The 14,052-nt window shown below is 71.1% G+C and carries 11 protein-coding genes; 3 read left to right on the forward strand and 8 right to left on the reverse strand.

What is annotated here, in order from left to right:
* The first annotated feature begins 7 nt into the window (after nucleotides 1-7).
* A complete protein-coding gene (locus BCD49_RS20760) occupies nucleotides 8-970 on the forward strand; it encodes a zinc-binding dehydrogenase (protein ID WP_007518306.1) in 963 nt (320 codons plus the stop codon).
* Between the two features lie 111 nt (nucleotides 971-1,081).
* Nucleotides 1,082-1,459 carry a ClpX C4-type zinc finger protein gene (locus BCD49_RS46435; RefSeq protein ID WP_007518304.1) on the forward strand — a complete coding sequence of 126 codons (378 nt, stop codon included), beginning with the start codon at nucleotides 1,082-1,084 and terminating at the stop codon, nucleotides 1,457-1,459.
* A gap of 213 nt (nucleotides 1,460-1,672) precedes the next feature.
* Here the strand turns inward: BCD49_RS46435 and BCD49_RS20770 are convergent, their stop codons facing one another.
* The 5 genes from BCD49_RS20770 to BCD49_RS20790 form a co-directional block, all read right to left on the reverse strand.
* Nucleotides 1,673-2,197, reverse strand: coding sequence for a hypothetical protein (locus tag BCD49_RS20770; protein ID WP_007518302.1), 525 nt, complete (start codon nucleotides 2,195-2,197; stop codon nucleotides 1,673-1,675).
* Between the two features lie 162 nt (nucleotides 2,198-2,359).
* Nucleotides 2,360-3,175: a class I SAM-dependent methyltransferase gene (locus tag BCD49_RS20775; protein ID WP_007518301.1), complete on the reverse strand. Its 816-nt coding sequence runs from the start codon at nucleotides 3,173-3,175 to the stop codon at nucleotides 2,360-2,362.
* A 99-nt stretch (nucleotides 3,176-3,274) separates the two neighbouring features.
* Nucleotides 3,275-4,231: a D-alanine--D-alanine ligase family protein gene (locus BCD49_RS20780; protein ID WP_007518299.1), complete on the reverse strand. Its 957-nt coding sequence runs from the start codon at nucleotides 4,229-4,231 to the stop codon at nucleotides 3,275-3,277.
* A gap of 11 nt (nucleotides 4,232-4,242) precedes the next feature.
* Nucleotides 4,243-5,454 (reverse strand): aminotransferase-like domain-containing protein, encoded by a 1,212-nt coding sequence (locus BCD49_RS20785; RefSeq protein ID WP_035924942.1) that lies wholly within the window; start codon nucleotides 5,452-5,454, stop codon nucleotides 4,243-4,245.
* A gap of 426 nt (nucleotides 5,455-5,880) precedes the next feature.
* Nucleotides 5,881-6,786, reverse strand: a complete 906-nt coding sequence (locus BCD49_RS20790) for a helix-turn-helix domain-containing protein (protein ID WP_007518296.1) — start codon at nucleotides 6,784-6,786, stop codon at nucleotides 5,881-5,883.
* Nucleotides 6,787-7,036: 250 nt separating this feature from the next.
* On the opposite strand from BCD49_RS20790, the gene BCD49_RS20795 reads away from it, so the two are divergent.
* Nucleotides 7,037-8,017, forward strand: coding sequence for an aldo/keto reductase (locus BCD49_RS20795; RefSeq protein WP_007518294.1), 981 nt, complete (start codon nucleotides 7,037-7,039; stop codon nucleotides 8,015-8,017).
* Nucleotides 8,018-8,181: 164 nt separating this feature from the next.
* On the opposite strand, the gene BCD49_RS20800 is transcribed toward BCD49_RS20795, so the two are convergent.
* The 3 genes from BCD49_RS20800 to recD2 form a co-directional block, all read right to left on the reverse strand.
* Nucleotides 8,182-9,762, reverse strand: coding sequence for a TROVE domain-containing protein (locus BCD49_RS20800; RefSeq protein WP_035924944.1), 1,581 nt, complete (start codon nucleotides 9,760-9,762; stop codon nucleotides 8,182-8,184).
* Entirely contained in the window at nucleotides 9,762-10,082 is a 321-nt protein-coding gene (locus BCD49_RS46440) for an HNH endonuclease signature motif containing protein (protein WP_116439415.1), read from the reverse strand. Before BCD49_RS46440 ends, BCD49_RS20800 begins: the two co-directional genes overlap by 1 nt.
* 1,176 nt (nucleotides 10,083-11,258) lie before the next feature.
* Nucleotides 11,259-13,598, reverse strand: coding sequence for an SF1B family DNA helicase RecD2 (gene recD2, locus BCD49_RS20805; protein WP_083401589.1), 2,340 nt, complete (start codon nucleotides 13,596-13,598; stop codon nucleotides 11,259-11,261).
* Nucleotides 13,599-14,052: the final 454 nt, after the last annotated feature.

Raw genomic sequence — 14,052 nt, forward strand, 5'->3', positions numbered from 1 at the left:
GCACGGCATGCGGGTGGTGTACCTGACCAGGTTCGGCGGTCCGGAGGTCCTAGTCGCCGGGACCGCGCCAGAGCCCGTCGCCGGCCCCCGCGAGGTCGTCATCGAGGTCGAGGCGGTGAACGTGACCTTCCTGGACACGCTCATCCGGTCGGGCAACGCCCCCGGCCCGTTCCCGGTCACCCCGCCGATCATTCCGGGCAACGGCGTCGGCGGCGTCGTGACCGCGCTCGGCCCGGAGGTCGACCCCGCGCTCAAGGGCCTGCGGGTGGTCGCCGGCACGGGCGGCTCCGGCGGCTACGCCGAGCGCGTCGCCGTCGCCGTCGACAACCTGGCCGAGGTGCCCGAAGGTCTCGGCGTCGAGGCCGCGACCGCCGTACTCGCCGACGGCCGTACCGCGACCTGGCTGGTGGAGGCGACCGCGGTCGCGCCCGGCGACCGGGTCCTCGTCGACGGAGCCGCCGGCGGGGTCGGCTCCATGCTCGTCCAGCTCGTCCGCGCCGCCGGCGGCACCGTCGTCGCCGCGGCCGGCGGCGCCCGCAAGGTGACACTCGCCCGTGAGCTCGGCGCCCAGGTCCGCGTCGACTACCTCGACCCGGCCTGGCCGGACCAGGTCCGCGCCGAGACCGGTGGCGTCGACGTCGTCCTCGACGGCGTCGGCGGCGAGGTCGGCCGCGCCGCCGTCGGCCTGCTCGTTCCCGGCGGCCGGGCGCTGTCCTACGGCCTGACCAGCGGATCCTGGGCCGGCGTCACCGACGAGGAGGCCGCGGCGCGGGGCATCACGGTCATCCGGAGCCGGCCGGGCCCGCGGGACATCCACCGACACCTGCGGTCGGCACTCGCCGCGGCCGCCGCCGGGCGCCTGCGCCCACTGATCGGCCAGCGCTTCCCCCTGGAGGAGGCCTCGGCCGCGCACGCGGCCATCGCCGCCCGCGCCACCGTAGGCAAGACCCTCCTCACCGTCGGCTCCTGACGCCGGCGGGCGCACCCGGTTCGCGATCACGAGTCCCTCGCGACGCGTCGGCAACTCGACCGCGTCAGGGCAACCTTGACGCTACCCAATCGTCAGGGTTAGCTTGACGCCATGACGATCACTCGAAACCCGGTGCCAGGCGAGGGCCGGCTGGAGAAGTTGTGCTGCTCGTTCTGCGGCAAGGACAAGGCCGTGGTGACGAAGCTGGTGGCCGGCCCGGGTGTCTACATCTGCAACGAGTGCGTGGACCTGTGCAACACGATCATCGCCGAGGAGCCCGCGCCCGCGTTCGGCGCGTGGGACGAGCGTTCGGACGAGGACCTGCTGGTCGGCCTGGCCAAGGTCCAGGCGGTCGTGGCCCACGCCGATGCCGCCGTCCACGACTACGTCGACGTCCTGCGCCGCCGGGGCATCAGCTGGACCCGGATCGGAGCGGCGCTCGGCGTGTCCAAGCAAGCGGCCTGGGAACGGTTCTCCGGCGAGGACTGACTGGCCGACCCGGGCATCGGCGACCTCGACTTCCGGGCAGCGGACGGTTCCTCCCCGCTCGCGGTCCCGGAGGATCCCCGCGGCGAGGGCGTCGAAGGACTGCTCCGCACGATCGACGCCCGGCTGCGGCGCATCGAGCACGCCCTCGCCCTGGACACCGACCGACCGCCGCCGACCGCCTAGCCCAGACCCTTTCGACCACCAGCGACTCCGCTACCAGTGACTCCGCCAGGTGGTCGCCCCAGAGCGGTCCAGGAATACCTCCAGAACCGGACAGCTACAGCAGTCGTGCTGTTTCCCCTCCGGGGTGCCAACCACGATCTCAGCCGGTCGTGACTCGCGAATGACGACGCCCGCGCGCACAAGCTGGAACCGTCTCGCCTGGCCTAGCTCTCCCAGGAAGACGGACGGTGAGACCGTATAGGGGTCCGATTTCTGGTCCAGCCCGGGGGATTCCGTCCGAGGGAGGCTCCGAGCCGTCGGCCAGTGGTAGACCGGTCGGCACTCCTCGTCGCACACCCTCAGTTCGTCCGGGTCATCGCCCGGCTGGATGAACTCCTCAAGATGGACCACGGTTTGCACCAGGCACGGCTCGCAGACGATGTCCCCACAGTCCTCCCCCACCAGCGCGCAGCCGCTGGTTGCGGCGAGCGCCGTCGTCGCGCCCAACCCCGGCAGGGCGACCAGCAATACCAGTAGTCCACGGATCAGAAACGTCCCGACCCGGCGCCGGATCACGCGAGCACCTCCTGTCGTCCCCGGATTGGACGCCCGACGGCCCGGTTCGGTTCGCATTGGTCGCTGCTTCGCCGCCATCTGTTACGGAAAGCCGGCGGCGAGGCCGTGCAGACGTGTTGTCCCCGGCTGCGCGAGGTGCGGGCAGGGTCGGCCGGGTGCCCGCTACGCCGCCTTGGTCGCCCGGACCGCGGCGGTCGTGAACGAGACCAGGATCTGGCCGTCCGCGAGGGACGGGTCGAAGCCGGTCGGCGGGCCGCCGGCGAGCTCGGCGCGCAGGTCGGCGTAGACGGCGTCCCGGTCGGCCACGTCGGTGAGGATCCGTTCGAGGGGCAGGCGGCCAGGGGCTGCCAGCTCGTCGTGGTCCAGCTCGCCAAGCTCCGACCGCAGCAGCTCGGCCAGCTCCGGGTAGAGCAGCGCGGCGGCATGGGACGGGTCCATCTTGCGGTGCAGCTCGTCGAACGGGCCGCGCAGCTCGGGGCCCGGCGCGACCATGTCGGAGACCGCCACGACCCCGCCCGGGCGGCACACCCGGACCATCTCGGCGACCGGGTCACCAGGCCGCGGGAAGTGGTGCAGCGCCGACCGGGACAGGACCAGGTCGAAGGAGCCGTCCAGGAACGGCAGCGCGCTGGCGTTGCCCTCCTGCAACAGGACGTTGGTGATGCCCGCGGCGGCCAGGCGCTCGGCCGCGAGGCCCAGCAGTGTGCCGGTCAGATCGATGCCGACGACCTGCCGTACGTGCGGGGCGACCTGCTCGGCGAGATGGCCCGCGCCGCAGGCCAGATCGAGGACGATCATGTCCGGGTGCAGCGGGCCGAGCCACGGCGGCGGTGGCGCCGCCTGGGGAGCGGCGAAGACCGCGGTTTCGCCGGTGAACAGCCGGGTCTGCTGGCCGAAGGACCGCCGAACGGTCGCGTCGTGGTCGCGGCCGGACTCGCCCGCGGCCTCACCTGTGCCTGTTCCAGGGGTCTCACTCATGAATAAGATGTCTATAGGTTCCCAACCGTGTCCGTCTCTGCACATTCGGTCATGAATCATGCTCGGTCGGCCAGACCGACGATCGGACGCGGAAACCGGTTAACGGGTGGCGCGGCGGAATGCCGCCGCGGCCAGCTCGCGGCAGACGACCGCGAGGTCGAGGCCGGCGGCGTGCAGGGCCATCGGCCAGGTGCTCGTGTCGGTCATGCCAGGGGCGACGTTGACCTCCAGGAACTGGGGGGTGCCGTTGGCATCGACGATGAGGTCGGTGCGGGACAGGTCGCGCAGGCCCAGGACGCAGTGGGCCGTGACCGCGGTCGCCGCGGCGGCGCGCAGCACGTCCTCACCGAGACGCGCCGGGATGTGGAAGGCGGTCGCGCCGGAGGTGTAGCGGGCGGCGTAGTCATAGACGCCGGTGATCGGTTGGATCTCGACAGCCGGCAGCGCCACCGGGCCGTCGCCGGTGTCGAGGACACTGACAGCGATCTCGACACCGGGCACGGCGCGTTCGATCAGTGCCCAGTCGTGGTAGCCGAAACAGGTCATCAGCGCCTCCGCGAGCTGGCCCGCCTCCTCGACGAAGCCGACGCCGAAAGCCGAACCACCCGCGCGAGGCTTCACGACCAGCGGCAGGCCGAGCCGAGCCACGATCCGGTCGATCAGTGCCGCGGCCCCGAGGTCGTGGAACGCCTCTCGGGGCAGTGTCACCGCTGGCGGCGTCGCGATGCCGGCCGCGCCGACCGTCGCCTTCGCGGTCGCCTTGTCGAACGCCGCCCGGCAGGCGACCGGCGTCGCACCCACATACGGCAGGCCGTACAGGTCGAGCACCTCGCGGATCGTGCCGTCCTCGCCCGATGAGCCATGCAGGACGGGGATCACGACAGCGGGCGGGTCCGCGGCGAGTGCGGGAAGCGTCGAGCCGTCGACATCCCGCATCTCGACGTCGACGGCGATGCGTTCCAGCGCATCACACAACCTGCGTCCGGAGCGTAGTGACACCTCCCGCTCCGGCGAGAGACCCCCGGCGAGGACAAGCACACGGCCCAGATCGGTCACGGTCACGTCCTTCACTGGCTGGAAGGGTCGGCGGCGGGATCGTGCGCGAACGCGCGCCGCAGGCTGATCTCCGCCTGCAGCACACCGGCGAGGCGTCTCACGCCATCCTGGATACGTTCAGGCGGCGGGTAGCAGTAGGACAGCCGCATAGCGTTGCGGCCCAATCCATCGGCGTAGAAACCGGTGCCGGGTACATATGCGACCCTGGCCGCGATCGCCCGCGGGAGCATCGCCTTCGCATCGACACCGTCCGGCAGCGTCAACCAGACAAAGAACCCACCCTCGGGCCGCGTCCAGGTCGTGCCGGCCGGCATCGTCTCGGCAAGGGTCTTCAACATGGCGTCGCGGCGGTCCCGGTACATCTCCCGGAACGCCTTGATCTGTTCCGGCCATGGCTGCGTCGCCAGGTACCGCTCGACGGCGAGCTGGGTGAACATCGAATGCGACAGGATCGCCGACTCCGCCGCGAGCACAAGCCGCGCCGCCACCGGCTGGGGCGCGAGCGCCCAACCCACCCGCAGGCCCGGCGCCAGCGTCTTGGAGAACGAACCCAGATAGACCACGTCATCCGGAGCGTCCGCCCGCATCGCCCGCACCGGTTCACCCGTGAACGACAGCAGGCCATACGGGTTGTCTTCCACCACGAGCACCCCCGCCCGCCGGCAGATCTCCAGCGTCTCCGCGCGCCGCGCCGCCGTCAGGGTGATCCCCGCCGGATTCTGGAACGTGGGAACGGTGTAGAGCAGCTTCACCCGCGCGCCCTCGGCCGCCAGCCTGCTCAGCGTCTCGCGCAGCGCCTCAGGCACCAACCCGTCGCCGTCCATCGAGACATGCACGACCCGCGCCTGGTAGGCGGCAAACGTGTTGATCGCCGTGACGTAGGTGGGCCCCTCGGTCAACACCACGTCGCCGGGATCGACGAACACCCTGGTGAGCAGATCGAGTGCCTGCTGCGAACCAACCGTCACCACCACGTTGTCCGGATGCGCGTCCGTGATGCCCTCCATCGCCATCACGTCACAGATCCGCGCCCGCAGCTCCGGATCACCCTGTGCGGAGCCGTACTGCAACGCCACCGGACCCCGGCTCATCACCAGATCCGCCACCGTCGACGCGACCGCGTCCAACGGCAACGCGTCCACCGCCGGCATGCCACCCGCCAGCGACACGATCTCCGGACGGCTCGCGACCGCGAACAGCGCCCGCACCTCCGAGGCGACCATTCCGGACGCGCGAGCTGCGTACGAGCCCCACCAGCGGTCCGTCGGCCCCATACCCCCTACCCGCTGATCCCGGTCCACCCATCCACCCCACCGTCGATGCCAGAGGAAGCCGGCCAATGGCGTCATCGCGACGACACCTACGGTGCGACAGCCAACCAGCCCACTGGCGCCAGGGCCAGCCAGTTTCGGCGGCGACAGCCTCTAACCGGCGAGTTCAGGGTTCGAATCCCTGCCGCGCCATCACACTGCGTAGTCGCATCTGACCCTGACAAGCAGGTCCGATATATCGAAATCCGCGATGGGGCGCCGTACGGCCAGGTAGGCGACATGACGGCCGGTTCGTACGGCAATGATTCTCTTGCACTGTCGCTAATTGTGAGGCGTCGACCCATTTTCTAGGACATTCTATGCCGTTCATCAGTCGGATCAGCGGCTGGCTCGTGGCTTTCTGGCCACGTCGGGGGCGGCGGTCAGGTTTTGGGTTGCTGCCCAGCTGGTGAGGAGGCGCAGGGCGTCGGCGTTGGGCGAGCCGATGTCGGCGTGGAAGGCGACGAGGGTCAGGCCGGGGTCGGCGGGCAGGTCCAGGACCTCGAAGTTCAGGTGGAGGTCACCGACGGCGGGGTGGTGGAGGTGTTTGCGTCCGGTGCGGTGGAGGCGGACGTCGTGGGTTGCCCAGCGGACGCGGAAAGCATCGCTGCGGGTGCCGAGTTCTCCGACGAGGTCGATGAGGTCTCTGTCGTGGGGGTCGCGGCCGGCTTCGGTGCGCAGGGTACTGACGCTGTCGTCTGCGGCGCGGTCCCAGTCGAGCCAGAAGTCGTGGGCATCGGGGTCGAGGAAGGTGAACCGGGCGTGGTTGACCGGCTGGCCGGCCGAGCGGACGGGGCTGGTGTAGACGGGCGCGAACAGCGCCCGGCCCAATGCGTTGGCGGCCACGGTGTCCAGACGGGCGTTGTTCACGATTGCCGGGATCTCGGTCATGAGGTCCAGCAGGCGTTGGATGCTGGGCCGGACCTGCTGGGTCGCGGGCCGGCGGCGCGGGCGGGCGGCGGGGCCAGCGGCGCGGGCGAGGTCGAGCAGGTGAGCGCGCTCGGCGTCGTCGAGTTGCAGAGCTCGGGCCACCGCGTCCAACACGCTGTCAGAGGCGCCCGCGAGGTTGCCGCGTTCGAGCTGGGCGTAGTACTCGACGCTGACACCCGCCAGGTCGGCGACCTCGCTGCGCCGCAGTCCCGGCACCCGCCGACCGCGGCCGTGGCTGGTCAGCCCGGCCCGCTCAGGGGTGATCTTCGCGCGGCGGGACGTGAGGAACGCCTTGACCTCGTCCTGGTTACCCACCAGCCCAGGCTAGACACGAACTCGCGGGCGAGAGGTGGGCTGTCAGTACACCTGCCAGCGGTGACTTCCTCGCACGCCCGCGGCCGGATTGCATCAGTGTCGCCACCCGAGGAGCCGGCCGCGACGGACCTCGGGCGGCCGCGGGGGACCAGGTCTGACCTGGGCACCGGGAGCGGGAACAGGAACGGGAACGGGACCGGGACCGGGACGGCTGGCCTAGGTCCCGACCGACACTGGAAGGAAGAATCTGATGAAGAACGTCCACCTCGGGACTCTGGAGGTCTCCCGTATCGGCCTCGGCGCGATGACCATGGCCGGCACCTACACCTCCGAGGGCGCCCTGGACAACGACGAGTCGATCCGCGCCATCCACCGCGCGCTCGATCTCGGCGTGACGCACATCGACACCGCGGAGATCTACGGACCGTTCCTCAGCGAGGAGATCGTCGGACAGGCGATCAGGAATCGCCGCGACGAGGTGAAGATCGCCACGAAGTTCGGCCTTGTCTCGCACTCCGGCGGTGGTCCCGGTGTCGTCGACAGCAGCGCGGCGAACGTGAAGGCCGCCGTCGAGGGATCGTTGCGACGTCTGGGCACGGACCACATCGACCTCTACTACCAGCATCGAGTGGACCGGAGCACGCCCATCGAGGAGACCGCGCAGGCGGTCGCCGATCTGATCGCCGAAGGCAAGGTGCGCCACTTCGGGCTCTCCGAGGCGTCCGCGACGACGATCCGGCGCGCACATGCCGTACAGCCGGTGTCGGCGTTGCAGACGGAGTACTCACTGTGGACCCGCGACGTGGAGGCGGAGATCCTGCCGCTGCTGCGCGAACTCGGGATCGGGTTCGTGCCGTACTCGCCGCTCGGCCACGGGCTGCTGACCGGTCGGATCCGCTCCGTCGACGACTTCGCCGATGACGACTGGCGCAAGACCAATCCGCGCTTCACCGGCGAGAACTTCCAGCGCAACCTGGCCATCGTCGACACGGTCACGGCGATCGGCGCGGAGATCGGCGCGACCCCGGCGCAGACCGCCCTGGCCTGGATCCTCACCCGCGGCGACGACATCGCGCCCATACCCGGCACCCGCCGCGTCACCCGCGTCGAGGAGAACACCGCCGCCGACGGCGTCGAACTCACCGCGGACCAGATCGAGCGGCTGAACACCCTCGACCCCGCCGCCGGGGAACGCCACGACGAAGCCAACATGACCACGATCGACCGCTGACCCGCCCGCGCGAAGCGACCGGGTCAATCCGGTCGCCTGGGCACAGACATCCAGGTCAGAGGGGTCATGCCGGTGCGTCCGGCTCGCCTCGGGTGCCTTTGCGACGACTCGGAGCCGGCGCGGCGGACGGATCCGCCGCGCCGGCTCCGGTGCGGGCCTGGCCGTCAGAACGGCCACTCACCGCGGTGGTGGGTGTCGAGATGACCAAGCATCGCGAAGCCGGCGTCGCTCAGGCCGCCAACGGTCACCCGGTTCGGCGCCGCCGCGACGTGAGCGGCCCGGTAGCCGGCCACGTTGAAGGTGATGATCGGGACGTCGGGCAGGTCGTCCGGGCTGTCGTGCGCCTGCTCGTCGGTCACGATCACTACCCGGGTGTGGCCCGCGTAGGTGTGCCGCAGGGTGGTCCAGGTCAGCGTGCCGCCCAGGTCCGCCCGACCGTGCTTGTCGACGAGCGGCAGTAGCGAGCCTCCCTTCGGCAGCCGCACCCGCTGGTGCTTCGGCTTCATGTCGTTCCAGCCGCCCTGCGCGCCGTAGACGTACACGTCCGCCTTCTCGGCGCGCAGGCCGACCGCGAAGCCGAACAGCGCCGCCGCCTCCGCCCGGGTCAGGTCGGAGCGGGCCGACAGCGGCGCGGCCATCGAGCCGGACTGGTCGACGAGCACCAGCGTCCGGCCCGGCAGCGCCGGGACGTTCGCCAGCGAGTGGGTGACCGCCTGCTCCAGCGGCCACGCCCAGCGAGCCGACGGCGCCGCCTTGTACGCCGAGAGGAACCGCAGCGGGAACATCCGCGACGCGCGGACCTGCTCGGCGTCGGCGAGCCGCGCCGCGACCCTGCCGGCGAGCTCGTCCGAGACGCCGGCCTCGTCGAAGTTCCGCAGGTTGCGGACCTGCGCCATGAGGCCCATCGACGGGATCATGGCCGACCAGGCGGTGGCGTCCATCGGGCCGGCGAGCCAGCCGGCCAGCGCCTCCCACGTCATCCCCGCCGCGGCGAGCCGGTCCGGCGCGCCCGCGCCCCACGACCGCAGCTCGGCGGCGCGCGTCGCCGCGGGGATCGCCTCCAGCGCGGCGCGGGCGCGCAGCGTCGGCAGGTTCTCGGTGGCGACGGCGTCGTCGTGGTGACGGCGGTCGAGCAGGTAGCGGAACAGGTCGTTCTGCCAGGGAGCCGACGGGGTCGGCCGGGCGAGCTCCACCACGTCGCCGAGGCGGAACGCCTGCCGGTGGCCGTCGTACTTCAGCGCCGCGCGCTCGGTGAACAGCCGGGTCGCCGCGTCGGCGACGCCACGCTGCACACCGCCCGGCAGGCTGTTGCGGCCGGGACGGCGGCCAGCCAGCCAGTACGCGGCGAACTCGCCGGGCTCGTCGGCGCGCCGCAGCGCGCCGGCGACCACCGAGCGGACGGTCGGCGCGGCCGCGCGGGCGGCCTCGGGCAGTGCCGTGAGCGCCCGGGCGTACTCGGCGGCGGCGACAACCGACGCGGTACGCAGGTTCGCGCCGTCGCGCAGCCACGGGATGAGCCGGGCCACCCAGGCGGCGTCCTGGGCGACGGCCTCCCAGAGCAGGCTGACGAAACGGCTGTCCCGGTCGCGGCCGGCCTCGTAGAAGGTGTCCTCCGAGACGAGGTTCGTGACGGCGAGAAGAAAAAGTTCACCCTTTGCATCCCGCGTAAACCCCGGGGCACCTTCATGGGTCAGCGTGCGGCCGATCGTCATGACCGGCCCGGACGGTCCCCGCTGCTGCCGCATCAGCTTGCCGAGCTTAGCCACGTCTCCCGATACCGCCTTCCCGCTTTCCTGCGAATTGGACTCACGTTCTTATTGTTGAGGTGCTGGTRGGTCGGAGTCAGCGAGTGGCAGTTAGGGCAGAGCAGTCGGAGATCCTCCGGCCGGTTGCGGGCCCGATCTCCGCTGATGTGATCAACGTGCAGTGGCACACGTCCACTGGTTGGGTTCAGCTCGGCCCAGCCGCACTGTTCACACCTCTGCCCACGCTGAGCGATGAGCACCTCTCTGACGTGCCAGTCCGGCTTGCCGTCAGGACCTGTGCCGCTAATCTCGCCAGCCATCCAGGCCGCGGCCCATCGAGCGAAGCCCCCGGCGCGCCGATATCGATCTTCGTTGAAGCATGACCATGAGCAGTACGGGCCGCCCGTGCGGCGTCCGGCCCGTTCGCGCGACCCGCAGTAACGGCACGGATCCGGAACCCTCTTTCGGGCAATGTCGGCACAGGCACGACTACACCGCAACGCACCCCTAGTCTTGATGGTCGTACCGCAGACGGGGCAATGAGGGCGGAGGGCGTCGGCGTTGCGCTTACGGGTCTCGTTTCGCTGGCCCTGATGTACTCACCAGGTGGCGTCCATTGCTACAGAACCGCGCGTTCCTGGTCGGCTTGCCGCAGTTCTCACACGGATGCTCAGGAAACCTCGCCGCCATATACAAATGATACCCGGTGGCGGAGTTGTTCGGGGCGAGGAAAGAAATCGCTCTTGACGTCACGGACCAGCCGGCGCCACCTCGGGCGGTGACCGCGCTCTCGCCGCTGGTACGGATGAGGCCAGCCACTCCCCAGCGCCGCAGCAGTCTTCGCGACGTTCTCCACACCGTCCTCCTTTCAGCTGGGACGCCACGGCGGAAGCGCCAGGCGGTACCGAGAACCGATTCGGGCGAGGACCAAGGCGTCCTGGTCCACTAGACGACGGGACCCGAAAGTCCCGGCGGGATTCGAACCCGCGTCACCCCGTCCGCAGCGGAAGGAACCCCACCCTGCACTTCGGTACCGCCGTGGCGCGTGACGGTGTCGAGKACCAGGTCGGACGGCGTCTGCCCCCAGAAGGGCATAGCCCCAGGGGTGGGGCTACAAGGAGTCGAACCCAGAAGTACGCCAGCCAAGCACTTCGACACCGCCTCGAATGAGGATGCCGAGAACCAGGTCCGGGAAGCTGTTGTCTACTGCTCTGCCTTCTGAGCTACCCGACGGCCAGCGACCGCCGAGGCGGGACTCGAACCCGCGACCCGTAGATTAGAAGTAAGCCTGCCCGTTCACTTCGGCACCCAATATCCAGCGGTGACGTCCGAGAACCAGTACGGCCGAAGGTGGGATCTTCTTGAGAGGAAGTAACCCTCGGCCTTCACTTCGGACAGGACAAAGAGTACGGCTGGCGCCGTCGTTCCGAAACTGGTTTTTGCTCCCCGCCGATATGCGCCGCCCGGCGTCGGCCCGCTCGCCGGTCGATGGCGGGCTACTCCTCCGAGGGCTCCGGAGGCGGTGCCGGAGGCGCGAGGGAGACGATGCGACCCTCGCGCAGGCGGTGGGCCAGGCCGGTGTGGCGGCGCCCGGCGGTCGCGGCGTGGACGGCGCGGCCGATGGCCTTCTTGGAACCGACGAGGACGACGAGCTTCTTGGYCCGGGTGACGGCGGTGTAGAGCAGGTTGCGCTGCAGCATCATCCAGGCGCTCATCGTGACCGGCACGACGACGGCCGGGTATTCGCTGCCCTGAGAGCGATGGATGGTCAGCGCGTAGGCGTGGGTCAGCTCGTCGAGCTCGGCGAAGTCGTAGGAGACGGTCTCGCCCTCGTCGGTGCGGACCGTCAGGGTCTGCTCGACCGGGTCGAGGGCGGTGACGACGCCGAGGGTGCCGTTGAAGACGCCGTTCGCGCCCTTGTCGTAGTTGTTGCGGATCTGGCTGACCTTGTCGCCGACGCGGAACACCCGCCCGCCGAAGCGGCGTTCCGGCGTTCCCGGCCGGCTCGGGGTGAGCGCCTCCTGCAGCGCGCCGTTGAGGGCGCCCGCGCCGGCGGCGCCGCGGTGCATCGGGGCGAGCACCTGCACGTCGGCCCGCGGGTCCAGGCCGAACCGGCGGGGGATACGGTTCGCGACCACGTCGACTGTGATCTTCGCGGCGTCCTCGGCCTCGTCGCAGGCGAACAGGAAGAAATCCGGCAGGCCCTGGACCTGGGGGAACTCGCCGGCGTTGATCCGGTGCGCGTTGCTGACGACACCCGACTGGGCGGCCTGGCGGAACACCTGGGTCAGGCGGACGTGGGGCACCGGGGTGCCCACGGCGAGCAGGTCGCGCAGCACCTGGCCGGCGCCGACCGACGGGAGCTGGTCGACGTCGCCGACGAGCAGCAGGTGCGCGCCGGGCGCGACCGCGCGGGCGAGCTTGTTCGCGAGCAGCAGGTCGAGCATGCTCGCCTCGTCGACGACGACCAGGTCGGCGTCCAGCGGGCGGTCTCGGTCGTAGGCGGCGTCGCCGCCGGGGCGCAGCTCCAGCAGCCGGTGCACGGTCGCCGCCGGGTGGCCGGTCAGCTCGGTGAGGCGCTTGGCCGCCCGGCCGGTCGGCGCCGCGAGCACGACCTTCGCGCCCTTCGCCGTCGCCATCTCGACGATCGAGCGGACGGTGAAGCTCTTCCCGCAGCCCGGCCCGCCGGTCAGCACGGCGACCTTCCGGGTGAGCGCGAGGCGCACCGCCTCGTCCTGCGCCGGGGCGAGGTCGGCGCCGGTCCGGCCGCGCAGCCAGCGCCGGGCCGCGTCCCAGTCGACCGATCCGAACACCCCCAGCCGGTCGTCGCCGGCCGCGAGCAGCCGCAGCAGCTGGTTGGCCAGCGACACCTCGGCCCGGTGGAACGGCACCAGGTAGATCGCGGGCACCGGCTCCTCCGGGTCGTCGCCGGGGATCTCCTCGCGCTCGACACCGCCCTCGGTGACCAGCTCCGCCAGCGCGTCGATGACCGCCGGCAGCGACACCTCGAGGATCTGCGCGGCGTCGGCGAGCAGGCGCTGCTCGGGCAGGTAGCAGTGGCCGCTACCCGTCGACTCGGACAGGGTGTACTGCAGGCCGGCCTTGATCCGTTCGGGGGCGTCGTGCGGGATGCCGACGGCCTGGGCGATCGTGTCCGCGGTGCGGAAGCCGATCCCCCACACGTCGCTGGCCAGCCGGTACGGCTCACGGCGCACGACGTCGATCGACTCGTCCTTGAACTTCTTGTAGATCTTCACCGCGAGCGAGGTGGAGACGCCGACGCTCTGCAGGAAGACCATCACCTCCTTGATCGAGCGCTGTTCCTCCCAGGCGGCGGCGATCGCCTTCGTCCGCTTGGGGCCGAGCTTCGGCACCTCGATGAGCCGCTCGGGCTCGGTGTCGATGACGTCGAGGGCGTCGACGCCGAAGTGGTCGACGATGTTCTCGGCCAGCCGCGGACCGATCCCCTTGATCAGCCCGGAGCCCAGGTAGCGGCGGATGCCCTGGACCGTGGCGGGCAGGACCTGGGTGTAGTCCTCGACCTGGAACTGCCGGCCGTGCTGGGGGTGACTCCCCCACCGGCCTCGCATCCGCAGGAACTCCCCCGGCTGCGCGCCCAGCAGCGAGCCGACGACGGTCACCAGGTCCCCGCCGCGCCCGGTGTCGACCTTGGCGACCGTGTACCCGGTCTCCTCGTTGGCGAAGGTGATCCGCTCCAGCACGGCGTCCAGCAGCGACCACCGGACCGGCTCACCGGAGCCGGGGGCCGACGCCGGCGACCGGCCGCGCGCGGGGAGCTGGCCACGCTCGGGCCGACTGCGCGCAGCCGCCTCCATGGTCACCGCCGGGCCCCTCCCTCGCCGTCACCCACGGCCGCGGCTCCCCGCCGTCGCCGCCGCGGCCCTCACCGGGGCCGGACCGGCCGCGGAGGCCGCCCGTCCTCGCCTCTGGATCAGCGTAAGGGCCGCCTCCGACGAAACTGCCTGGCGCCAGGCCGTTCCACCGCGGACGCTACCGGGTCAAGCGCGGCACAACGGCCAGCCGAGCGGGGCTGTGGACACCGGGAGCGCGGGGCCACTGCGTACCAAACCGTCGCAGACCACCGGTAATCTGCGCGCCTCAACGCGCGCCGCGGGACGACGGCGCCGGGGCACCGTGGCGCTGGCGACCGACCGGCACGTGGCGTGGCGCCCGATCACGAGGGTGGGACAGGACAGCCGTGACGGACGAGACCTCCCCCGGCGCGTGGCCCGTACCGGAGCCGGCACCGGCATCGGCACCGACGCCAGT

The organism is Pseudofrankia sp. EUN1h, from assembly GCF_001854645.1.
GTDB classification, from domain to species: Bacteria; Actinomycetota; Actinomycetes; order Frankiales; family Frankiaceae; genus Pseudofrankia; species Pseudofrankia saprophytica.